Genomic DNA, 22,055 nt, shown 5'->3' with positions numbered 1-22,055 from the left:
GTGCCCACCCTACGCTTCGTGACGCCGTAGGGTGGGCTCCCCGAGCCCACCTTCACGTAACGTCGAATTAACCCAGCGCGCTGACGACCGCGTCGCCCATCTGTTCCGTACCGACGCGCGTCGTGCCTTCCTCGTGGATGTCCGGCGTGCGCAGGCCCTGGGCCAGCACCTTCTTGACGGCGTTCTCGATGCGGTCGGCCTGTTCGGCCTTGCCCAGCGAGAAGCGCAGCATCATCGCGGCGGACAGGATCGTCGCCAGCGGATTCGCGACGCCCTTGCCCGCGATGTCCGGCGCCGAACCGTGCGACGGCTCGTACAGGCCTTTATTGTTCGCATCCAGCGACGCCGACGGCAGCATGCCGATCGAGCCGGTCAGCATCGCGGCCGCATCGGACAGGATATCGCCGAACATGTTGCCGGTGACAATCACGTCGAACTTCTTCGGCGCGCGCACGAGCTGCATCGCGGCGTTATCGACGTACATGTGTTCGAGCTCGACGTCCTGGTAGTCCTTGTGCACGTCGGTGACGATGTCGCGCCAGAACTGGAACGTCTCCAGCACGTTGGCCTTGTCGACACTCGTCACGCGGCGGTCGCGCTTGCGCGCGGCCTGGAACGCGACGTGGGCGATGCGGCGGATCTCGCCTTCCGCATAGCGCATCGTGTCGAAGCCTTCGCGCTGGCCCGCGAACGGACCGTCCGGGCATTCGCGCACGCCGCGCGGCTTGCCGAAATAGATGTCGCCCGTCAGTTCGCGGATGATCAGGATGTCCAGGCCCGACACGACTTCCGACTTCAGCGTGGAGGCGCCGGCCAGTTCCGGATACAGGATCGCGGGACGCAGGTTGGCGAACAGGCCCAGCTCCTTGCGCAGGCCCAGGATGGCCTGTTCCGGACGCAGCGCGCGCTCCAGCGAGTCGTACTTGTAGTCGCCGACGGCGCCGAACAGCACGGCGTCCGCGGCCTTCGCCAGCGCCAGCGTGCCTTGCGGCAGGGGGTGGCCGTGCGCGGCATAGCCGGCACCGCCGACGTCCGCGCTTTCCAGTTCGAAGGACTCGCCCAGTGCGTTCAGCACCTTGACAGCTTGCGCGGTGATTTCGGGACCGATGCCGTCGCCCGGCAGGATGGCAATCTTCATGTTCTTGTTCTCGTTCAGATGGTGTTGGCGAGCCACGGCTGGGCGCGCAGGTGGCGTTCTTCGAAGGCTCGGATGTCGTCGGCGTGGCGCAAGGTGAGGCCGATGTCGTCCAGGCCGTTCAGCAGGCAGTACTTGCGGAAGTCGTCGATGGCGAATTCGAACGCGAGGTGGCCGTCCGGCGTGCCCACGGTCTGCTTCTCGAGGTCGATGACGAGCTGATAGCCCGGGAACGCCTTCACTTCATTCATCAGCTGGTCGACCTGCGCCTCGGTGAGGACGATCGGCAGCATGCCGCCCTTGAAGCAGTTGTTGAAGAAGATGTCGGCGAAGCTCGGTGCGATGACGGCGCGGAAGCCATACTGCTGCAGGGCCCACGGCGCGTGCTCGCGCGACGAGCCGCAGCCGAAGTTCTTGCGGGTCAGCAGGATCGACGCGCCGGCGTAGCGCGGCTGGTTCAGCACGAAGTCCGGATTGACCGGGCGCTTGCTGTTGTCCATGCCCGGTTCGCCGTGGTCGAGATAGCGCCACTCGTCGAACAGGTTGGGGCCGAAGCCGGTGCGGCGGATCGACTTGAGGAACTGCTTCGGAATGATGGCGTCGGTGTCGACGTTGGCCCGGTCCAGCGGGACCACCAGTCCTTCGTGTACGGTGAATTTATCCATGTCCTGGTCCTTACTTGCCGCCGGCGCCCGTGATCACTTGGCCGACTTTCTGCACGTCCTTCCCGACGCCCGAAATGGTGTTGCAGCCGGCGACAGCGATGGCGATGAGTGCGAGAGCGAAAAATTTCTTCATTGTGTTTCTCGTTGTTTGCTGTGGCGTCACAACCGGCGCACGTCGACGAAGTGGCCCGCGATACCAGCCGCCGCGGCCATGGCCGGCGACACCAGGTGCGTGCGGCCACCCTGGCCCTGGCGGCCTTCGAAGTTGCGGTTCGACGTCGATGCGCAGCGCTCGCCCGGTTCCAGGCGGTCGGCGTTCATCGCGAGGCACATCGAGCAGCCCGGCTCGCGCCATTCGAAGCCGGCGGCCTTGAAGATCTGGTCGAGACCTTCGCGTTCCGCCTGTTCCTTCACGAGGCCGGAGCCCGGCACCACCATCGCCAGCTTGACGTTCGACGCGCGCTGGCGGCCGCGCACGATGGCCGCGGCGGCGCGCAGGTCCTCGATGCGCGAGTTGGTGCAGGAACCGATGAACACCTTGTCGATGCGGATGTCTTCCATCGCGGTGTTCGGCTTCAGGTCCATGTAGACGAGCGCTTTTTCCATCGCGTCGCGCTTGACGGGGTCTTTTTCCTTGTCCGGATCGGGCACGCGGCCGTCGATCGTCGTGACCTGCTCGGGCGACGTGCCCCAGGTCACCTGCGGACGGATCTCGGCGGCGTTCAGTTGCACGACGAGGTCGAACTTCGCGCCCGGATCCGAGTGCAGCGTGCGCCAGTACGCGACGGCCTGTTCCCACTGCGGACCCACCGGTGCGAACGGGCGGCCCTTGACGTACTCGATGGTCGTGTCGTCGACGGCGACCATGCCGGCGCGCGCGCCCGCTTCGATCGCCATGTTGCAGACGGTCATACGGCCTTCCATCGACAGCGAGCGGATCGTCGAGCCGCCGAATTCGATGGCATAGCCCGTGCCGCCGGCGGTGCCGATCTTGCCGATCACCGCGAGCACGATGTCCTTGGCGGTCACGCCGGCCGGCAGGTCGCCGTCGACCTGCACCAGCATAGCTTTCGATTTCTTCGCAAGCAGCGTCTGCGTGGCCATCACGTGCTCCACTTCCGACGTGCCGATGCCGTGGGCCAGCGCGCCGAATGCGCCGTGCGTCGACGTGTGCGAGTCGCCGCACACGACGGTCATGCCCGGCAACGTGGCGCCCTGCTCCGGGCCGATCACGTGCACGATGCCCTGGCGCTTGTCGTTCATGTTGAAGTACGTGACGCCGAAGGACTTGGTGTTATTGTCCAGCGTCTCGACCTGCAGGCGCGAGGTCGGGTCGGCGATGCCGTGCGAGCGGTCGGTAGTAGGCACGTTGTGGTCGGCTACGGCAAGATTGGCCGAAGTGCGCCATAGCGGGCGGCCGGCTTCGCGCAGGCCTTCGAACGCCTGCGGGCTGGTGACTTCGTGGACCAGGTGACGGTCGATATACAGCACGGTGGTGCCATCCGCATCGGCACGCACGACATGCGAATCCCAAAGTTTGTCGTAGAGCGTTTTTAACATAATGAGTTGCGAAGTCCAGAGAAACGACCGCTACATGCGGGCATGGTCTTTGATTATGCCATATTTGTGCAATGCGGAAGCAATGCCCTTCGAGCACGATTATTCCAATGAACTCATCCGTGTAAAAATTTTGTTCGGACCCATTTGCAGACGCACAAATAAAAAAAGCCCGCGCATTTCCTGCGCAGGCTTTTCGTAGCTTTGTGGCAAAAATGCTGCAACCCGCTTTTTACGCGGCCAACCTCACGGTAGTGCGGCAACCATCCATCAGGAACGACAGGCCGACGACCAGCACGAGCGAGCCTTCCGCCGAACGTGCCGTGCCCGTGATGCCTTCGACGTTCAGGGCCGTCATCGGCTTGATCACCAGGTCGGCCGTGCCGTCGACGGCTTCCACCGCGATGATGTACGGCTGCGGGGCGTTGATGACGATGCCCACGCGCTCGACGCATTCCTCGTAGCCGAGCGACAGCGCCAGCGAACGCACCGGCAGCGGGCGGCCCTGGTCCTTCAGCACCGGGGCGCCGCCGACCTGCATGAAGGTCTCCGGCAGTTCGACGACGCGCTCGACCACCGCCATCGGCAGGGCCAGCTGCGCGCCCGACGTCGACACGAGCATGGTCGGCACGATCGACAGTTCGATCGGCAGGCGGATCGAGAACTTCGTACCGGTCCCCAGGTTGGAGTCGATGCGGATCGCGCCGCGGTTCTTCTCGACGGCCGTCTTGACCACGTCCATGCCCACGCCGCGGCCCGAGACCGACGACGCCACTTCCTTGGTGGAGAAGCCCGGCAGGAACACGAGCTGGTACGCCTCGTCGTCGCTCGTCGCCTGGCTCTCGGAAATGAGCCCCTTCTCCATTGCCTTCTTGCGCAGCTTGGCCGGGTCCATGCCGCGGCCATCGTCCTGCAGCACGATCATGACGCTGTTCGCTTCCTGCCACGCCTTCAACAGGATGTAGGCCTTCGCCGGCTTGCCGTTGGCGACGCGGTCTTCCGGCGACTCGACGCCGTGGTCCAGCGCGTTGCGCAGCATGTGCACGAGCGGGTCGTACAGGCTGTCCACGACGACGCGGTCGACTTCCGTCTCGGCGCCTTCGATGGTCAGCTCGACGTCCTTGCCCAGGTCCTTCGCCAGTTCGCGCACGAGGCGCGGGAATTTCTGGAACAAACGGCCCACCGGCTGCATGCGGGTCGCCAGCGTGGCGCGCTGCAGTTCGGCCGAGTAGCGCGACGCGCGCTCCAGCGTTTCCGTCAGCGTGGCCATCAAGGTGGCGGCCTGGCCCTCGAACTTGAACTGCGACAGGCGTTCCAGCAGCACGGCCGCCTGGTTCGCGGCCTGCACGGATTCGCCGGCCACTTCCAGCAGCGCGTCCAGCTTGACCGCGTCGATACGGATGCTCTCGTCCTTCGCGGGACCGGTGCTGGCCGGCTTGTTGTCGTTGCGGCGCTCGACGCCGTCCCAGCCCGGCTTGCCGGATGCGGCGGGCGCGGCGGCTTCCGCCGGCGCGGCCGCTACTTGCGCGGCGACGGGTGCGGCGACAGCGTCGACGACTGCGGCCGGCGCGGCGGCAGGCCCCTCGGCCGGGGTGTACGTGCCCGGCGGGACGACCGCCAGGTACATCGCTTCCCAATCGAGACCGTCGGCGCCCGGCGCGGCCGGTGCCGGTGCGGCCGCGACCGGCGCCGGGGCAGCCTTCACGGGCGCAGGCGTGGGCGTGGCCTTCGGCGCGGGCGCGGCGTCGTTGCCGGCGATGGCGTCCTTGAGCATGCGCTCGAGATCGGCCGGCATCTGCGGCAGCTGGTCCGGCGTGGCGCCGTTGTTCAGGTCATTGAGCTGGTCGGCCACGAAGCCCGACGCCTGCAGCGACGCTTCGATCGCGCCCGGCGTGACGGGAGCGGCGCCGGTGCGCAGCGCGTCGAACAGGTTTTCCGTCAGGTGGCAGGCGGCGACGAGCGCCGGCAGCCCCATGAAACCCGCGCCACCCTTGATCGTGTGGAACGAGCGGAAGACCGCGTTCAGCGTTTCCTTGTTGTCGGGATCGCGTTCGAGGTGCAGCAGATGCTCTTCGACATTCGCTGCAAGATCCATCGCCTCGACGACGAAATCCTTGAGCATTTCATCCATTAGAATCCCAGATCGGCAAGAAGGTCATCGACACTGTCCTGGTCGAGCGCCGCGGACGGCACGGACGGACCCGACATCAGTTGCTGCGGCGGCTGCGGCTGTTCCTGCGCGGCCTGTTTCTGCGCCAGTTTTTCCTTCACGTCGGGCGGAGCGCTGTCCTTCAGCAGCTGGGTCAGCTCGTTCTCGACCGTCTTCGTAATCACGACCACTTTCTTGATCAGCTGGCCGGTGATGTCCTGGAAGTCCTGGGCCATCATGATCTCGAGCAGGCGCGCCTTCTCGGCTTCGGTCGCTTCCGACACGAGCTGGGCGAACTGCTTCGAATCGCCGGCCAGGGCCTTGAACTGTTCGATCGAGAGCTTGCCGGCGAACAGGTCGTCCCAGCGGTTTTCCATGTCCTTGGCCTGCTTGGACAGCAGGTCCTGGGCCGGCATGCCGTCGTCCAGGGTGTTCAGCACCTTGTTGGCGGCCTGTTCGGTCAGGGTGGCGACGTATTCCAGGCGGTCCTGGGCGTCCACGATCTGGGACGACGCCTCGGTCAGGGCCTTGTCGTAGCCCAGCTCGCGCAGCGAATCGTGCAGCAGGCGCACGATGCCGCCGAGGCGCTCGTACATCCCCTTGTGTTCTTCCTCGCCGCCCTCGGCCGGAGCGGCAGCGGCCGGAGCGGCCGGAGCGGCCGGAGCAGGCACGACAGCCGGGGCCGGCGCGCTGGTGGCCGCGACCTGGTCGAACAGGGCCTCCAGGTCGTCGGTATCGCCACTGTCCCCGCCGGCGGCGGGTTCGGGCGCGGGCGCCGGCGTCGGAGCGGCAGCGGGTGCGCTGGCACGCTGCGCTGCCACTTCCTCGAATAATGCGTCGAAATCGTCAGCGGCGTCGGTCATAGTCCCTGCTTCTCCATAATTTAAATGTCGCGATGCGATGATCTGTGCTGTGTGCGTACGGCTGCCGTCATTACTGACGGTACAAATTTCCGACGAGTGTATCAGCGTGGTTGCCGTAGGTAAATCTTCTGAAATGCCGGCGTTGCCGATTGGTGAGTAATCTTGGCCTGTCGACAATCTTTTACAGCATTTTCTGAATATTTTCACAAAGCAAGTGTTGTATTTTTTTATCGCGGAGGCATTTGTGACATCCGGTATTTGGGCGCCGAATGCCGAGCACATCCCTGAGCAAGATCAAGCATTTACATTCCGCCAAGAGGGGAAACGCGAACTACAATGAGAAGGTAGCGTGACGTGAGGGAGGACTCACCATGTACCAGAAAATTCTGATCACCACCGACGGCTCCTCGGTGTCGCAGCACACCGCCTGTGCCGGCGTCAAGTTCGCACGACAGATGGGGGCCGAAGTGCTCGCCCTGTTCGTCGCGCCCGAGTACCAGTACCCCGTGTATGTCGAGATCGTGCCGCCCGCCTACCCCAGCGAGGAGGAGTACGTCCAGCAGATGAAGCGCCTCGGCGAGGAGTACATGGGCTCCATCATGCGTGCTGCGGAAGGTTGCGGCCTGAAGCACGCCTGCATGACGGCGTTTTCCGACGCTGCGGCGCTGAAGATCGTGGACGTTGCGGAACAGCAACACTGCGACCTGGTCTTCATGGGGTCGCACGGCCGCAGCGGCTGGGGACAGTTGCTGCTAGGTAGCGTGACCAACAAGGTGCTGTCGCATACGACCAAGCCCGTGCTGGTGCACCGCCTGATCCGGGAGCCCGGCACCTGACGCGCCTGCCGCAGTAACCGCGGCTCCACGGCGCGGCATCGGACAGCAGGCGTTGTCCGAAAAAAAGGCAACGTCAGTGTTGCTTCTGTGATATCTTTTTACCTTCATTTTACAATTGATCCCCAAGGGACATCCTATGATTCGCATTGTCATCGCCGACGACCACACGATCATGCGCGAGGGCCTCAAGCGTATCCTCGACGGGGCGCTCGACATCGAGATCGTCGGCGAAGCCATCAACGGCTTCGAAGTGCTGTCGCTGGTACGCCAGGGCGGCTTCGACCTGCTGCTGCTGGACCTGTCCATGCCGGGCCGCAGCGGCGTCGACCTGATCCGCCAGGTGCGCAGTGAAGCGCCCAAGCTCGCCATCCTGATCCTGACGATGCACGAGGAAGAGCAGTACGCCGTGCGCGCCATTCGGGCAGGCGCCCAAGGCTATCTCACCAAGGAAAGTGCCGGCACGCAGCTCGTCGGGGCGATCCGCAAGGTGGCATCCGGCCGCCCGTACATCAGCACGGAAGTGGCCGAGCAGCTGGCGCTGAACATCATGGCGCCGAACGAACAGCTGCTGCACAAGCAGCTCTCGGATCGCGAATTCGAGGTATTCTCGCTCCTCGTGGGCGGCAAATCGATCACGGAGATCGCCAACAACCTGCACTTGTCCGTCAAGACGGTGAGTACCCACAAGACCCGCATCATGCAGAAAATGGGCATGACCTCGCTGTCCGAAATGGTCCAGTACGCTGTGGCGCATCGTCTGCTTGCGCCGATGAAAGCCTGAACGGCTCCGCACGAAACAGATTTGACATTCTGGCGACACTTTTCGTGCCCTGCCCCGGCGCTTTCCGGCCACGCAGGGCCTGCCGTCCGCTCGCGTAATCCTACACGCGCCTCACTCTTGATTCCCCCTCCATCGGCAGCTTGGCAGTAAGAAAATTCCTACAAGCTGACGCTCCCTCCTACTACACATTCAGCCGTTGCTGATATTAATGCCGGACTCGTGTTGGCATACTGACTTCAGCGTTTCGACTTGCCTGCGGTCCATATCCGTATCCAGTCAGCTCTGTGGCTCCGATACCGCACTGGCACCACCGGACCGCAGCTTGGTTCTTTGAAATCCTAAACCTGGAGATGAGTATGCAGTCCCAGCTAACTTCAGAACAACGTAACGCCTCCCCGTCGACCCTGCACTCGTCACAGATGGAAGCCGGACGCCAACGCCAGGGCCGTCTCTGGTCGAACCTGAAAGAGGTCTGCGACCTGCTCCACATCCCGGCCGCCGTCTCGATGAACACCGAGGAATTGCTGTTCCAGCACGTACAGTTCAAGACCGGACAGCGCGTGCACACGATCGGCCAGGCTTTCGACACCCTGTACATCGTCAACTCCGGTTTCCTGAAAACCGTGCTGATCGACGAATTCGGCAACGAACAGGTGCTCAGCTTCCCGATGAAGGGCGACATGCTCGGCGTCGACGGCATCCACACACGCCATTACGCGTCGGAAGCCGTCGCCCTGTCCGACTGCGACCTGATCCTCGTGCCGTTCAAGAAACTCACCGCGCTCGGCCGCGTGCATGCCGAGCTCGAGAATCTGATGTACGGCGTGATGAGCCGCGAACTGGTGCGCGAACAGGCCATGATCGGCATGCTCGGCGCCCTGTCGGCCGAAGCGCGCGTGGCCCGGTTCCTGATCTCGCTGGCGGAACGTTTCGCCGCGATGGGGTATTCGAGCAAACTGTTCAACCTGCGCATGACGCGCCATGAGATCGGCAGCTATCTCGGCCTGACGCTCGAGACGGTCAGCCGCACCTTGTCCGCCTTTAACGAAATCGGCCTGATCACCGTCGACCAGCGCACCATCGGCATCAAGGATCCGGACGCCCTCAAGACGCTGCGCCGCCTGCCGCCGTCGCGCTCGCGCGCCAAGCAGAACGCCAAGCACAAGGCCGAAGCGGACAGCGCAGGCGACGGTCAGGTCCTGGCCACAGTCTGAACCGTTTCCCGCGTCAAACGAGAACAGCCGGTTCCTCGCGGAAGCCGGCTTTCTGTTTTCTGATACGGACGGATCAGTCGCGCATCAGTCACGGATCAGCACGCCATCGCTGACCTTCACGCGGTCGCCCACCCGGAAGCCCGGATTGTTTTCGTACGGTATCGTCTGCGTGGCACCGTTGGCGTAGCGCACGACGACTTCGAAGCGCTGCCGCGCGTTGGCATTGCGTTCGATCTCGCGGCCCGCGATCGCGCCGCCGACGGCGCCCGCGACGGTGGCCGCCGTGCGTCCGCTGCCGCTGCCGACCTGGTTGCCCAGCAGGCCGCCCACGACGGCGCCGGCACCGGTGCCCAGGTAGCTGCCGTCGCCGCTGACCTGCACGACGTTGACGGCTTCCACCGTCGCGCAATTCGTGCAGTAACGCGCCACGCGCGGCTGGTTATTCGGATTGAGGCCCTGGCCGTTGCCGCCCGCCATCAGCGGTTGTCCCAGCGTGGCCGTCGAATAACGGCCATTGGCGCGGATCGTGGCGGTGACGGCCGCATCCGGCGCGATACGGTCGTCGCGGCGGATCGTGTACAGGCCGCTGTACTCGCCCGGCCGCACTTCCGGCAGGAAGAAGATGCCGCGCGAACCGGCAATCTGCACCTCGACCTTGGCACCCGGCGTGCCGCGCACGGTGAATTTCAATTCGTTGCCCGGACCGAGATCGTCGCTGCCGCGTACGTCGAAGCGCTCCACGTGCGGCATGTTGGACGCCGTGCGGTCGCTGCGGTCGTCACGGCCCGGTCCGCGCACGATCGATTCGGCCAGCAGCCGCGTCGTGACCATGTCGTTTACGCGCAGGTTCGCGGTGACGGCACTGCCGGGGTTGATGCGGTCGTGCGTGCCGATCGTGTACGTGCCCTGGTAGGTACCCGGCGACGTTTCCTGCAGGGTCAGGTTGCGCGTGGCGCCATCGATGCGCAGGGTGGCATAGCCGCCCGGCGTGCCGTACAGGTCGAAGTTCAGCTCGGTGCCCGGTTCCAGGCGCCGCACTTCGTCCACGTTGAAACCATCGATGCGGGGTGCCAGCCGCGCCGCGCGCGGGTGATCCTGCGCTTGCACGGGCGTCGTCACGGTCATCGAGAGCAGAGGCAGCGCGGCTACGACGGCCGCGGCCAATGTCTGTCGGGTTGTTGCCATGGGGTCCTCCGACTTCGTCTTGTTGTCGATAAGACCAGCTTACGCCGCGCACTGGACGGGCTCGGTGCGTTAGCGAACGCTGTGCACGGCTTCCCCAGAGGTAATAAAAATGCGATCGCCCTCCTCCGGACGGATGGCGTGTCCACCGGTAAAAGATCCGAAAGACGGCAGGATCATCCGATCAGGACCTAGGACGAAGCACGGCAGCCGCAGGGCGTCGAAACGTGTCGCCAAGACATACACGGGATGCACGTGACCCGCCAGCACATAGCCGGGCGCGTCCAGGTCCGGGTGGTGGCAGAACGACAGCGGGCCGACCGTGTACGGCTCGTCGACGAGGTCGATGCCGAGCACGTCGGCCGGGTCGCCCGCATGCTTGTCGTGGTTGCCGCGCACGAGCGTCAGCACGAGGTCGCAGCGCCGCCGGCGCCATGCGAGCAGCGCGGCCTGCGTGCCCGCCGCGTGCGCCGCGCGCGCATGCAGGAAGTCGCCGAGGAACAGCACGTGGTTCGCGCCGGTCGCATCGATGAGGGCATCGAGGGCGTCGAGGTTTTCCATCGTCGTCCCGCGCGGGACGGGGATGCCGAACGAGCGGAACGCGGCCGCCTTGCCGAAGTGGATGTCGGCGATGGCCAGCAGTTTTTCACGCGGCCAGAACACGGCTTTCTGCGGCAGCAGCACGAGCTGTTCTCCGGCAACGTCGACGGTGACACCGCTCATGCCCCGGCCGCCTTTTCGAGCTCGCGCACCATGCGCGCGACGCGGTCCGCCAGCTTTTCCGTGCTGACCTTCTCGCGGAAGCGCTCGACCATCAGCGGAAAGCCGAACGGCGTCGCGCGCTTCACCTCGCGGAAGGCGACGCGGCGCGCATGCAGTTCGACGAGCGTGTCGCGCAGCCGCGTGAGTTCCAGTTCCTGCTCCAGCACTTCGCGCTGGGCCTGCGTGAGCAGCAGGTTGCCGCTGTCGTGCTTGCGGAAGACTTCGAAGAACAGCGACGACGACGCCTGCACCTGGCGCATGGATTTGTGCTGGCCCGGATAGCCCTGGAAGATGAGCCCCGCGATGCGCGCCACTTCGCGGAAGCGCTGCTGCGACAACTGCGTCGCGTTCAGGCTGTCCAGCACATCCTCGAGCAAATGCGACGTGTCGAACAGGCCGACGTCGGCGCCCGTCTCCGCATTGAACACGGTCGCCCAGTCGACCGCTTCGGGCGCCAGCAGTTCGAACCCGTAGTCGTTGACGGCGATGGAAAAGGTACTCGGCATCACGCGCCCCACGCGGTAGGCGAACAGCGACGCGAGCCCCGTGTGCACGGCCCGTCCCGCGAACGGATACAGGAACAAATGATACCCCTCGCGGCTCTTCATGCTTTCCACGACGAGCACGTCGCTGTCGGGCAGCGCCGACCAGCGCGCCTGGATCTCCAGCAGCGGCTGCAGCGCGTGCATTTCCGGCCCGTCGTAGATGCCCTCCCTGGCCAGCTTGAGTTCTTCCAGCGCCGCATGCGCGAGCTCGGACGACAGCGGCATCTTGGTACCCATCCAGCGGCTGACGGCGCCGCGCGTCGAGTCCGAACGCTTCACGTACGCCGTCATCTCGTGCACGCGCACGAGTTCCAGGATGCGGCCGGAGAACAGGAAGCGGTCGCCCGGCTTCATGCGCCCGATGAACGATTCCTCCACGCTGCCGATGCGGCCGCCGCTCACGTACTTCACCTGCATCTGCGCATCCGACACGATGGTGCCGATCCCCATGCGGTGGCGCCGGCCGATCTTCACGTCGGGCACACGGTAGACGCCCTCCTCGTCCGGCAGCACGCGCTTGTACTCCGGATACACCGTCAGGCTCTGGCCGCCGCGCGCAACGAAGTCCAGCGCCCACTGCCATTCCTCCGGCGTGAGGAGGCGGTACGACCACGCGCTCGTCACTTCCTCGTAAAACTCGTCGGACCGGAAGCCGCCGCCCAGCGCGACAGTGACGAGGTGCTGCACGAGCACGTCGAACGGCTTGTTCGGTACCTGCCGCGCTTCGATGCGGCGCGTCGCGACGGCGCGCTTGGCGCCGGCCGCTTCCAGCAATTCCAGGCTGTTCGTGGGCACGAGCGTCACGCGCGAGATGCGGCCCGGCGCGTGGCCGCTGCGGCCCGCGCGCTGCAGCAGCCGCGCGATGCCCTTGGCGCTGCCCACCTGCAGCACGCGCTCGACGGGTAAAAAGTCGACGCCCAGGTCCAGGCTCGCCGTGCACACGACGGCTTTCAGGTCGCCGCGCTTGAGGCCCGTCTCGACCCATTCGCGCACCTCGCGGTCGAGCGAGCCGTGGTGCAGCGCGACGAGGCCGGCCCAATCCGGGCGCGCCTCGATGATGTTCTGGTACCACAGCTCCGATTGCGAACGCGTGTTCGTGAAGACCAGCGTCGCGGCGTGCCGCTCGATCTCGTCGATCACGGGCTGCAGCATCTGCAGGCCCAGGTGGCCCGCCCACGGAAAGCGCGCGACGCCCTGGGGCACGAGGCAGTCGACGACGATCTGTTTTTTCAGGTCGCCTTCGACGAGCACGCCCGCCTCCGGATCGCCCAGCAGCACGCCGCGCGCTTCCGCCAGGTTGCCCATCGTGGCCGACAGGCCCCACACGACGAGGCCCGGATTCCAGCGCCGCAGCCGCGCCAGCGCGAGCTGCACCTGCACGCCGCGCTTGCTGCCCATCAGCTCGTGCCACTCGTCGATGATGATCATGTCCAGGTGTTTGAACTGGTCGCGCGCGGCCGCGTGCGACAGCAGCAGCGACAGGCTTTCCGGCGTCGTGATCAGCGCACCGGGCAGCGCCTTGGACTGGCGCGCGCGCTCGGCCGCGCCCGTGTCGCCCGTGCGCGCGCCGATCGACCACGTGCCGATGACGTCAGGGCTCGCGGCGCCCAGCTCGGCCGCCGACACTTCCAGCGACCGCTGCGTGTCCGCCGCCAGCGCGCGCATCGGCGTGATCCACAGCACGCGCAGGCCGGTATTCGCACGCCGCGTGCGCTTGGCGCCGCGCAGCAGCGCGGCGAACCAGACCGCGTACGTCTTGCCCGCGCCGGTGTTCGCGTGCAGCAGGCCCGATTCGCCGGCCAGCGCGGCCTTCCACACGGCGCGCTGGAACGGGAACACCTTCCAGCCGCGCGCGGCGAACCACGCGTCGACGGCCTGCTCCGCCTGCGTCCTGCTCATGGCCCGGCCGCTCCGAGCAGGCCCTTCAACGTATCGAGCGTATCCGCCTCTTCGACGGGCTTGTCGTCACGCCGCCGCAGGATACGGGGAAAGCGCACGGCGATGCCGGCCTTGTGGCGCGTGGACAGCGCGATGCCTTCGAAGCCGATCTCGAACACCAGCGTCGGCCGCACCGAGCGCACGGGACCGAATTTTTCGACCGTCGTCTTGCGGATGATGTTGTCGACCTGCGCGATCTCCGCGTCCGTGAGGCCCGAATAGGCTTTCGCGAACGGGACGAGCTTGCGCGCGTCGCCCTCGCCATCCCACACGGCGAACGTGTAGTCCGTGTACAGCGACGCGCGCCGGCCGCTGCCCGCCTGCGCATAGATCAGCACCGCGTCGACGGCATACGGATCGATCTTCCACTTCCACCACGTGCCCACGTCCTTCGTGCGGCCCACGCCGTACTGCGCGTTCCGCGCCTTCAGCATCATGCCTTCGACGCCGCGCGCCCGCGACTCCGCCCGCAGCTTGCCGAGATCGTCCCACGAGTCGGCCGTCACGAGCGGCGAGATGCGAAGCTGCGGTTGCGCCGCGCCCGTGACGAGCGTCTCCAGCAGCGCGCGCCGTTCGTGCTGGGGCAGCGCGCGCGTGTCGACGCCGTCCAGCTCCAGCAGGTCGTACGCGAGCAGCACCGCGGGCAGCTCGGCCAGCAGTTTGGCGGAGAGCGTCTTGCGGCCGATGCGCTTCTGCAGGTCGGCGAACGGTGCCGGCGAATCGCCCGTCGTCCAGATCAGCACCTCGCCGTCGATCACGGTGCCGTCCGGCAGGGATAGACTCGCGAGCTCCGGGAAGCGTTCCGTGATCAGGTCCTCGCCGCGCGACCACAGGTAGTTCTGGCCGCCGCGCCGCACGAGTTGCGCGCGGATGCCGTCGTACTTCCACTCGACCTGCCAGTCGCCCATGTCGCCCAAGGCAGCAGGCTCGCCCTGCAGCTGGTGCGCGAGGAAGAAGGGGTAAGGCTGGCCGCCGCGCAGCTGGTGCTCGTTGTCGGTCTGCGCCGCGATCAGTTGCAGGAACCCCGTCGCCGTCGGTTTGACACGGCCATCCGTCCAGCCCATCAGGCGCTGCGCGATCAGTTTCGAGTCGACCGCGGCGATGGACGCCAGCGCGCGCGTGACGAGCAGCTTCGACACGCCCACGCGAAAGCCGCCGCCGATCAGTTTCACGAACAGGAAGCGTTCGCGCCACGTGAGTTCGTCCCAGTACGAGAACAGCGCTTCCCGGATCCTGCCCGGATCGGCGCCGCGCAACGGGCCGATGCGCTCTTCCATCCACACGGCCAGGCCCACGTCGCTGTGGCGCTTGGGCGGCGGCAGGATGTGGGCGATGGTCTCGGCCATGTCGCCGACGGCCGCATACGATTCGTCGAACAGCCACTCGTCCAGGCCCGCGTATTCGATGGCGTACTGGCGCATGAGTTTACTCGGCACGGCCTGGCGCGGCTTGCCGCCCGCGAGGAAGTACACGGCCCAGGCGGCGTTTTCCGGGGCGGCGCTGGCAAAGTAATTCTGCAGCGCCTCGAGCTTGCGGTTGGTGGCGGTGGTTTCGTCGAGTTCGGCGTACAGGCGGGCGAATTCACGCATCCTTCGCCTCCTCCGCCTGCGGTTCTTCCGGCGTGGCCGTGACGGCTTCGTCGTCCTCCTCGCCGTATTCCGTGTCGAACGCTTTCGCATCGAGGCCGATCTGGCACAGCCAGCGCACCATCACGGGTATCGAACCGTGCGTGACGATCACCTGCTGGGCGCCGGTGGCGTGGATCGCGTCCAGCAAACCGGGCCAATCGGCATGGTCGGACAGCACGAAACCGCGGTCGACGCCGCGCCGCCGACGGGCACCGCGCAGCAGCATCCAGCCGCTGGCGAAGGCGTCGGAATAGTCGCCGAAGCGGCGCGTCCACGGCGAGCCGGATGCGGACGGCGGCGCCAGCACGAGCGCCTTTTTCAAATCCGCCTTGTCCGTCTCGCTGACCATCTGCGTATGCGGCAGGACCACGCCGCCCTCGCGGTAGATGCGGTTCAGCGGCTCGACGGCGCCGTGGCAGACGATGGGCCCGACAGAAGGGTCCAACCCACAGAGCAGGCGCTGCGCCTTGCCGAACGCGTAGGCGTACAGGATGCTCGTGCGGCCTTCATCGGCATTGCGGCGCCACCAGCGGTTGATGTCGTCGAAGACTTCCTGCTGCGGATCCCAGCGGTAGATCGGCAGGCCGAACGTGGATTCCGTGATGAACGTGTGGCAGCGGACGGCCTCGAACGGGGCGCACGTGGCGTCCGGCTCGACCTTGTAGTCGCCCGACGCGACCCAGATCTCGCCCTGGTGCTCCATCCGGATCTGGGCGGAGCCAAGCACGTGGCCGGCCGGGTGCAGCGAGATCGTCACGCCGTTGTGGACGACCTTGTCGCCGTATGCAAGCCCCTCGATGTTGATGTCCTGGCCGAGGCGCGACTTCAGGATGCCGACGCTCTGCTGCGAGGCCAGGTAATGCTTGTGGCCCCAGCGCGCATGGTCGCCGTGGGCATGGGTGATGACGGCCCGGTCGACCGGCCGCCACGGGTCGATGTAGAACTGGCCCGGCACACAGTACAGGCCTTCCTTCCTTACGATGACCATGTCGCCCATGCGTTCGGCGTCCTCCTTTTAGACCAGCGTGACGAAATCGGCGAGGAACGCGCGCTGCTCGCCGTCCGGGAACCCGATGTGGACCTGGTCCCCGGCCACGGACAGCACGACGCCTTCGCCATACTTCGGTACCGTGACGCGCGCGCCCACGTCGAACGCGGGGCCGGCCGGCGCGTCCGCGTCCGGTTCGCGGTCGAATTCGTCGTCGCGGATGTCGATATCTTCCGTCAGCACGGCGGCCGGCGGATTCAAGCAGTTATCGCAGCGGCAGCACTTCTCGAAGCCTTCGACCTCGTCGCCGAAATAATCGAGCAGCAGCTTCCAGCGGCAGAAACCGCTCACGGCATACGATACCATCTGTTCGAGCGCTTCCTTGTCGCGCTCCTGCTTCTGGCGATACACCTCGGCCATCGCCGCGAACAGTTTATCCTCGGGCGACGCGCTGCCGGGCAGGTACGCGAGCTTGCGGTTCTGGCGCAGCAGCTTCGCATCCTTCAGCAGTTTCAAACACACCTTCAGATGCGGCCCCGCGAGTTCGCCGGCGACGTCATCCACGCGATCCGGCGTCGCCGTCCCGCTTTCCGTGAGCGCGTGCACGGCCTCGTACACGGCGCGGATCTCGTCCGCCGTCGGATAGTGCTTCACGAGGAAGAACTGCTGCACGCGCTTGTCGTCCTGCAGGAACAGCAGGGTGCAGCTGGCATCCCGGCCGTCGCGGCCCGCGCGGCCCGATTCCTGGTAATAGGCTTCCAGGTTCGCGGGGATCTGCAGGTGGATCACGAAGCGCGTGTCCGGCTTGTCGATGCCCATGCCGAACGCGTTCGTCGCCACCATGACGCGCCGCTCGTCGTTCATGAACAGCTCCTGGTTCGCCTTGCGTTCGGCGGCGTGCAGCTTGCCGTGGTACAGGGTGACGGATTCGCCGGCGTCCAGCAGCAGCTGGTGCATCTCCTCGGCCGCCTTGACGGTCGCGGCGTAGACGATGCCCGTCCCCGCCGTGTCGCGCACGAGGCGCAGCGCTTGCTGCAGTTTCTCGTCCGGGTTCGTCACCTGCACGACCGCGTACTGCAGGTTCGGCCGGTAGATGCCCGTGTTGATGACGTTCATGCGCGGGCGATTGAGCTGGCGGCCGATGTCGTCGACCACGTCTTCCGTCGCGGTGGCCGTCAGCGCCAGCACGGGCGGGCGGCCCAGCGCCCCGATCGCGCCGGCCATCTCGAGATAGGCCGGGCGGAAGTCGTGGCCCCATTGCGAAATGCAGTGGGCTTCGTCGACGACGACGAGGGCGATTTTCACGGCCTTCAGCACATCGACGAATTCGGGCATGACGAGGCGCTCGGGCGTGCAGAACACGATCTCGCAGCGGCCCTCCGCGATCGCGGCCAATGCGTTCCTCTCCTCTTCCGCCGACAGGCTGCTGTTGACCTGCTCGGCGCGGATACCGAGTTCCCCGAGCTTTTCCAGCTGGTCCTTCATCAGCGAGATCAGCGGCGAGACGACGACCGTCATGCCGTCCAGGATGCGGGCGGGGATCTGGTAGCACAGCGATTTACCGCTGCCGGTCGGCATGATCGCCAGCGTGTCCCTGCCATCGAGGACGCTGTCGATCACGCGTTGCTGGCCGTCGCGCAGGTGTTCGATGCCGAACACCGTATGCAGCAGGCGGCGGATGGTGTTGCGGCGAACCGCGAGTACACCCTTGTGGAGGAGTTTGGGATCGTGTGTGGTCATGATGATGCCAATGTAAGCCTGAGCACGGCCACACACCATAGGACGCAACCTACAGTCACCGTAGGATGCCGTGCACGAGCGACCACAAGCGTTCATACAAGGCGACGAGCTTTATTCCTACAGAGTGACGGATTGCCAGCCGATAGTTTCTCTCAAGAACACGTTCTAAGATGACATCAACATCAACCCGACAGCAATCCGCATTCGGAGGTTCATCATGGTCCGCTTCCTGCCCGCTCCCTTTACCGCAGCCTGGCTCGCGCTCACGAGCGCGGCGACGTGGCTGCTGTGCGAAACCGATGCGTTGAATGGCTTCGCGCCGCTGTTTTACCACTGAAGACGCCACGTATCCGCTCGTTGCCTTCCGTATCATTTGTTACAAATTAACAGTTGAACAATATGAGGAGGTCGCCATACCTGAGCCAGGAGGACTCATCATGAAGTACGCCCTGATATTCGACGATGACGCGGCCGCACGCCGCCACAGTGTCACCCTGCTCAAGTCGCTCGGCTACGTTGTCGCCGAGACGACGACGGCGCAGGCGACGCTGAACGCCATGCAGGCGCTGCGCTTCGACGTGATCCTCACCTCCAGCGCGCACGCCGCCGGCGACCGGCGCTCGCTGCCCGGCGAACTCTCGCGCCTCGCGCCCGACACCCCCACGATCCTGCTGCTCGACGAGGACGAACCCTTCCCGCCGCTGTATCACGCGTTCAGCGCCACCGTCACGAAACCTGTCACCGTGCGTGCGCTGCGTCATGCGCTGGAGTTCGGGCTGGACGGTACGGGCGCCCATCCGGTCCCCTCGCGCCCCCACGTCGAGCGACGCGACGGCCAGCGGCGCCGGCACGCGCGCGACATGGCCTCCACCCGGTTGGCATAAATACAATTTGTGAATTATCGCTAACAATCTTTGGTTTGATCAGGCATCCACCGAGGCATAAGATAGTTGTCATAAAATGTTATCGCAAACATAATTTTGTGAAATAACAGCAAATAACAATAATCGGAGGAGATATGCCGCACACCCTGATCCCGCAGCGCCGACCGCGTCCCCCCTCTCGTCCCGCCCCGCGCTGAGCGCGCGACCCGCCAGTCCGCTTTTTTTCACGGTGATCCTGTGCTCCCACAGCGGGCACGGGCGTCGCTCGTCCTGCCCGCCGGCGATCCCGGCACGGGTCCGCAGCAAAAGCAGCACACGCAGTGAACTCCGGGCCGCCCCCGCCCGGCAATCAACCCGAACCACGGAGATGTTCATGCCCCATGCTTTTTCGCGCACCACCCGCCGCGTCGCGTCGGCGCTCGTCATGTTGTCCGCCTTGGCCGCCGGCGCGTCCGCGCAGACGGTCGCCATCAACCCGGCCACGACGTACCAGACCGTGCGCGGCTTCGGCGGCTTCAGCGGCGCCGGCTGGGCGGCGGAGCTGACCGCTGCCCAGGTCGACGCCGCATTCGGCACCGGCACGGGCCAGATCGGCCTGTCCATCATGCGCCTGCGCATCGATCCGGATCCCAGCAAGTGGTCCACGCAACTGGCGTCCGCGCAACTCGCCAAGGCGAAGGGCGTCATCCTGTTCGGGACGCCGTGGACGCCGCCGGCGAACATGAAGACGAACAATAGCCTGGTCCAGGGAAGCCTGTTGCCGAGCCGCTATGGCGACTACACCACGCACCTGCTGAACTTCGCGAGCACGATGCAGGCCGGCGGCGCCGCGCTGTACGCCATCTCGATCCAGAACGAACCCGACTTCGCCCCGGACTACGAAAGCTGCCTGTGGAACTCGCAGCAATTCATCGATTACCTGTCGAGCCAGGGGTCGCGCTTCGGTACCTACCAGGTGATCGCGGGCGAGTCCGCCACCTTCTACAAGCCGCTCACCGATCCGGTCCTGGGCAGCGCGACGGCCGCGCCTCAGTTCGACATCGTCGCCGGGCACCTGTACGGCGTGAACCCGAGCGACTATCCCCTCGCCCGCTCAAAGGGCAAGGAGGTGTGGATGACGGAGCACTTCACCGACAGCACGTCCAGCGCCAACGACTGGTCGAAGGCGATGCCGGTGGCGCTGGAACTGCACAACAGCATGGTGGCCAACTACAGCGCCTACGTGTGGTGGTACATCCGCCGCTCCTACGGCCTGCTGACGGAAGACGGCAACGTCAGCAAGCGCGGCTACATCATGGCGCAGTTCGCGAAATACGTCCGCCCCGGTTCCGTGCGCGTCGCCGCGACGGAAAAACCGTATGCCGACGTCTTCGTCACCGCCTACAAGAACACCGCCGGCAAACTGGTCGTCGTGGCCATCAACAACGGCACGTCGCAGCGCCAGCTGCAGCTGCAGGTCGGCAGCGCCGCCCCCGGCTTCACGAAATACCGCACCACGTCGACCGACAACACCGGTTATGCCGGCCAGTACACGGTGACGGGCGGCGTCGCGACCGCGTGGATCGATCCCGGCAGCGTCAACACGTTTGTAAGTCAGTAAGTCAATAAAACCAACCCAGGAGGAGATGAGTCATGCTGAAACAACGATTACTACGATGGAGCCTGCCCCTGCTCGCGATATCGGCGTTCCCCGCGGCCATCGCGCAGACGGTCGCCATCGATCCCGCGACGACCTACCAGGTCATCCGCGGATTCGGCGGGCATAACGGCGCGGGCTGGATCGCCGACCTGACGCCGGCGCAGGTCGACACCGCGTTCGGCACGGGCCCGGGCCAGATCGGCCTGACGGTCATGCGGATGCGCATCGACCCGTCCAGCACCGCGTGGGCGACGCAGCTGCCGACGGCGAAGCTGGCGAAGGCCAAGGGCGTCACCCTGTTCGCCACGCCGTGGACGCCGCCGGCGTACATGAAGACGTCGAACGCCATCGCGCACGGCAGCCTGATCCCCAGCTACTACCCGGACTACGCCACGCACCTGCTGGGCTTCGCGGACTACATGCGCACGAACGGCGCCCAGCTGTACGGCATCTCCGTGCAGAACGAGCCGGACTGGGATCCGGACTACGAAGGCTGCACGTGGACGTCCGCCCAGTTCATCGACTTCATCAAGTCGCAGGGCCCGCGCTTCGCCGGCCTCAAGCTGATGGCGCCGGAATCGCTGGGCATGCGCAAGGTGCTGTCCGATCCGATCCTGAACGACGCGGGCGCGGCGGCCCAGCTCTCGATCGTGGCGGGCCATCTGTACGGCACGACGCCCAGCGACTACCCGCTCGCGCGCGCCAAGGGCAAGGAGGTGTGGATGACGGAACACTACACGGACAGCACGTCGGACGCCAACGACTGGGCGAAGGCGATGCCGGTCGCGATCGAGGTCCACCGGAGCATGGCGGCGAACTACAGCGCGTATGTGTGGTGGTACATCCGCCGGTTCTACGGCCTGATCACGGAAGACGGCAACGTCAGCAAGCGCGGCTGGATCATGTCGCAGTACGCGAAATTCGTGCGGCCCGGCTACGTGCGCATCGGCGCCACGCAGAATCCCTACCCGGACGTGTACGTGACCGCGTACAAGGGCGGCGACGGCAAGGTCGTCGTCGTGGCGGTCAACAACGGCACGGCCCAGCGCCGCGTCGACCTGACGTTCGGCAGCGGCGCGCCGCGCACCCTGCAGCGCTATGTCACGTCGGCCGCCACCAACGAGAGTTATGCGGGCGACTACCCGGTCATCGCGGGCGGCGCCAGCGCCGACCTGGAACCGTCCAGCGTCAGCACCTTCGTGAGCCAGCCGGCCGTCGCCGACCTCACCGGCAGCGTGAAGATCGTGCAGGGCGGCCTGACGGCGAACCGCTTCACGGGCCAGTTCAGCGGCACGGTGTCGTTCACGAATACGACGGGCGCGACGCTCACGGCATCGACGCTGCGCTTCGTGCTGGAAGGCCTCACGGCGGGCGTCACGCTCGACAACAGACAGGGTGACGTGAACGGCGTGCCAACCATCGCGCTGCCCGTGAACCAGCTCGCGCCCGGCGCCACCGTCACCGTGACGACGACGTTCGGCAACCCATCGAAGGGCGCCATCGCCTATACCCCGAAACTCCAAGGCATCACGTTCTGAAAGACTTCGCC

The 22,055-nt window shown here is 65.7% G+C and carries 18 protein-coding genes; 6 read left to right on the top strand and 12 right to left on the bottom strand.

Annotated features, from left to right (window positions below; genetic code table 11):
• Window positions 1-67: 67 nt before the first annotated feature.
• The 6 genes from leuB to ACEN98_RS09560 form a co-directional block, all read right to left on the bottom strand.
• Entirely contained in the window at window positions 68-1,138 is a 1,071-nt protein-coding gene (gene leuB / locus ACEN98_RS09585) for a 3-isopropylmalate dehydrogenase (RefSeq protein WP_413383813.1), read from the bottom strand.
• Between the two features lie 14 nt (window positions 1,139-1,152).
• A complete protein-coding gene (gene leuD, locus ACEN98_RS09580) occupies window positions 1,153-1,800 on the bottom strand; it encodes a 3-isopropylmalate dehydratase small subunit (RefSeq protein WP_413383811.1) in 648 nt (215 codons plus the stop codon).
• A gap of 10 nt (window positions 1,801-1,810) precedes the next feature.
• Window positions 1,811-1,933: a lipoprotein gene (locus tag ACEN98_RS09575; RefSeq protein WP_413383809.1), complete on the bottom strand. Its 123-nt coding sequence runs from the start codon at window positions 1,931-1,933 to the stop codon at window positions 1,811-1,813.
• Window positions 1,934-1,959: 26 nt separating this feature from the next.
• Entirely contained in the window at window positions 1,960-3,360 is a 1,401-nt protein-coding gene (gene leuC / locus ACEN98_RS09570; RefSeq protein WP_413383806.1) for a 3-isopropylmalate dehydratase large subunit, read from the bottom strand.
• A gap of 229 nt (window positions 3,361-3,589) precedes the next feature.
• Window positions 3,590-5,488 (bottom strand): chemotaxis protein CheA, encoded by a 1,899-nt coding sequence (locus ACEN98_RS09565; protein WP_413383803.1) that lies wholly within the window; start codon window positions 5,486-5,488, stop codon window positions 3,590-3,592.
• Window positions 5,488-6,369 carry a protein phosphatase CheZ gene (locus ACEN98_RS09560; protein WP_413383801.1) on the bottom strand — a complete coding sequence of 294 codons (882 nt, stop codon included), beginning with the start codon at window positions 6,367-6,369 and terminating at the stop codon, window positions 5,488-5,490. Before ACEN98_RS09560 ends, ACEN98_RS09565 begins: the two co-directional genes overlap by 1 nt.
• 371 nt (window positions 6,370-6,740) lie before the next feature.
• Between ACEN98_RS09560 and ACEN98_RS09555 the strand changes: the two genes are divergently transcribed.
• From ACEN98_RS09555 to ACEN98_RS09545, 3 genes are all read left to right on the top strand, one after another.
• Complete coding sequence (locus ACEN98_RS09555; protein WP_413344797.1) at window positions 6,741-7,205, top strand: universal stress protein; 465 nt, start codon at window positions 6,741-6,743, stop codon at window positions 7,203-7,205.
• Between the two features lie 136 nt (window positions 7,206-7,341).
• Complete coding sequence (locus tag ACEN98_RS09550) at window positions 7,342-7,986, top strand: response regulator transcription factor (RefSeq protein WP_036232923.1); 645 nt, start codon at window positions 7,342-7,344, stop codon at window positions 7,984-7,986.
• Window positions 7,987-8,405: 419 nt separating this feature from the next.
• Complete coding sequence (locus ACEN98_RS09545) at window positions 8,406-9,200, top strand: Crp/Fnr family transcriptional regulator (protein ID WP_371767825.1); 795 nt, start codon at window positions 8,406-8,408, stop codon at window positions 9,198-9,200.
• 84 nt (window positions 9,201-9,284) lie between these two features.
• Here ACEN98_RS09545 and ACEN98_RS09540 read toward each other — a convergent pair whose 3' ends face one another.
• The 6 genes from ACEN98_RS09540 to ACEN98_RS09515 all read right to left on the bottom strand — a co-directional run bounded on the left by ACEN98_RS09540 (window position 9,285) and on the right by ACEN98_RS09515 (window position 17,983).
• Window positions 9,285-10,385, bottom strand: coding sequence for a glycine zipper 2TM domain-containing protein (locus tag ACEN98_RS09540; RefSeq protein ID WP_413383799.1), 1,101 nt, complete (start codon window positions 10,383-10,385; stop codon window positions 9,285-9,287).
• 69 nt (window positions 10,386-10,454) lie between these two features.
• Window positions 10,455-11,105, bottom strand: coding sequence for a ligase-associated DNA damage response endonuclease PdeM (pdeM, locus tag ACEN98_RS09535; RefSeq protein ID WP_413383797.1), 651 nt, complete (start codon window positions 11,103-11,105; stop codon window positions 10,455-10,457).
• The gene (locus ACEN98_RS09530) at window positions 11,102-13,588 is read right to left on the bottom strand and encodes a ligase-associated DNA damage response DEXH box helicase (RefSeq protein WP_413383795.1); all 2,487 of its coding nucleotides are present in this window, start codon (window positions 13,586-13,588) and stop codon (window positions 11,102-11,104) included. Before ACEN98_RS09530 ends, pdeM begins: the two co-directional genes overlap by 4 nt.
• Window positions 13,585-15,216 carry an ATP-dependent DNA ligase gene (locus ACEN98_RS09525; protein WP_413383793.1) on the bottom strand — a complete coding sequence of 544 codons (1,632 nt, stop codon included), beginning with the start codon at window positions 15,214-15,216 and terminating at the stop codon, window positions 13,585-13,587. Before ACEN98_RS09525 ends, ACEN98_RS09530 begins: the two co-directional genes overlap by 4 nt.
• Window positions 15,209-16,252, bottom strand: coding sequence for a ligase-associated DNA damage response exonuclease (locus ACEN98_RS09520; RefSeq protein WP_413383791.1), 1,044 nt, complete (start codon window positions 16,250-16,252; stop codon window positions 15,209-15,211). The genes ACEN98_RS09525 and ACEN98_RS09520 overlap by 8 nt, the downstream gene beginning before the upstream one ends.
• A gap of 18 nt (window positions 16,253-16,270) precedes the next feature.
• Window positions 16,271-17,983, bottom strand: a complete 1,713-nt coding sequence (locus tag ACEN98_RS09515; protein ID WP_413383789.1) for a RecQ family ATP-dependent DNA helicase — start codon at window positions 17,981-17,983, stop codon at window positions 16,271-16,273.
• Between the two features lie 437 nt (window positions 17,984-18,420).
• Here ACEN98_RS09515 and ACEN98_RS09510 point away from each other — a divergent pair, with 437 nt between their 5' ends.
• The 3 genes from ACEN98_RS09510 to ACEN98_RS09500 all read left to right on the top strand — a co-directional run bounded on the left by ACEN98_RS09510 (window position 18,421) and on the right by ACEN98_RS09500 (window position 22,044).
• Window positions 18,421-18,867, top strand: coding sequence for a hypothetical protein (locus ACEN98_RS09510; protein ID WP_413383787.1), 447 nt, complete (start codon window positions 18,421-18,423; stop codon window positions 18,865-18,867).
• Between the two features lie 373 nt (window positions 18,868-19,240).
• Window positions 19,241-20,467, top strand: coding sequence for a glycoside hydrolase family 30 beta sandwich domain-containing protein (locus ACEN98_RS09505; RefSeq protein ID WP_413383785.1), 1,227 nt, complete (start codon window positions 19,241-19,243; stop codon window positions 20,465-20,467).
• A gap of 32 nt (window positions 20,468-20,499) precedes the next feature.
• Entirely contained in the window at window positions 20,500-22,044 is a 1,545-nt protein-coding gene (locus ACEN98_RS09500; RefSeq protein ID WP_413383783.1) for a glycoside hydrolase family 30 protein, read from the top strand.
• Window positions 22,045-22,055: the final 11 nt, after the last annotated feature.

Source organism: Massilia sp. CT11-137 (assembly GCF_047302885.1).
Classification (GTDB): Bacteria; Pseudomonadota; Gammaproteobacteria; order Burkholderiales; family Burkholderiaceae_D; genus Telluria; species Telluria orientalis.
This window is presented reverse-complemented; position numbering and strand designations above follow the sequence as displayed.

Coding starts and splice junctions, on each gene's coding strand:
- leuB (WP_413383813.1), bottom strand. CDS start 1,138: ATGAAGATTGCCATCCTGCCGGGCGACGGCATCGGTCCCGAAATCACC.
- leuD (WP_413383811.1), bottom strand. CDS start 1,800: ATGGATAAATTCACCGTACACGAAGGACTGGTGGTCCCGCTGGACCGG.
- ACEN98_RS09575 (WP_413383809.1), bottom strand. CDS start 1,933: ATGAAGAAATTTTTCGCTCTCGCACTCATCGCCATCGCTGTCGCCGGC.
- leuC (WP_413383806.1), bottom strand. CDS start 3,360: ATGTTAAAAACGCTCTACGACAAACTTTGGGATTCGCATGTCGTGCGT.
- ACEN98_RS09565 (WP_413383803.1), bottom strand. CDS start 5,488: ATGGATGAAATGCTCAAGGATTTCGTCGTCGAGGCGATGGATCTTGCA.
- ACEN98_RS09560 (WP_413383801.1), bottom strand. CDS start 6,369: ATGACCGACGCCGCTGACGATTTCGACGCATTATTCGAGGAAGTGGCA.
- ACEN98_RS09555 (WP_413344797.1), top strand. CDS start 6,741: ATGTACCAGAAAATTCTGATCACCACCGACGGCTCCTCGGTGTCGCAG.
- ACEN98_RS09550 (WP_036232923.1), top strand. CDS start 7,342: ATGATTCGCATTGTCATCGCCGACGACCACACGATCATGCGCGAGGGC.
- ACEN98_RS09545 (WP_371767825.1), top strand. CDS start 8,406: ATGGAAGCCGGACGCCAACGCCAGGGCCGTCTCTGGTCGAACCTGAAA.
- ACEN98_RS09540 (WP_413383799.1), bottom strand. CDS start 10,385: ATGGCAACAACCCGACAGACATTGGCCGCGGCCGTCGTAGCCGCGCTG.
- pdeM (WP_413383797.1), bottom strand. CDS start 11,105: ATGAGCGGTGTCACCGTCGACGTTGCCGGAGAACAGCTCGTGCTGCTG.
- ACEN98_RS09530 (WP_413383795.1), bottom strand. CDS start 13,588: ATGAGCAGGACGCAGGCGGAGCAGGCCGTCGACGCGTGGTTCGCCGCG.
- ACEN98_RS09525 (WP_413383793.1), bottom strand. CDS start 15,216: ATGCGTGAATTCGCCCGCCTGTACGCCGAACTCGACGAAACCACCGCC.
- ACEN98_RS09520 (WP_413383791.1), bottom strand. CDS start 16,252: ATGGGCGACATGGTCATCGTAAGGAAGGAAGGCCTGTACTGTGTGCCG.
- ACEN98_RS09515 (WP_413383789.1), bottom strand. CDS start 17,983: ATGACCACACACGATCCCAAACTCCTCCACAAGGGTGTACTCGCGGTT.
- ACEN98_RS09510 (WP_413383787.1), top strand. CDS start 18,421: ATGAAGTACGCCCTGATATTCGACGATGACGCGGCCGCACGCCGCCAC.
- ACEN98_RS09505 (WP_413383785.1), top strand. CDS start 19,241: ATGCCCCATGCTTTTTCGCGCACCACCCGCCGCGTCGCGTCGGCGCTC.
- ACEN98_RS09500 (WP_413383783.1), top strand. CDS start 20,500: ATGCTGAAACAACGATTACTACGATGGAGCCTGCCCCTGCTCGCGATA.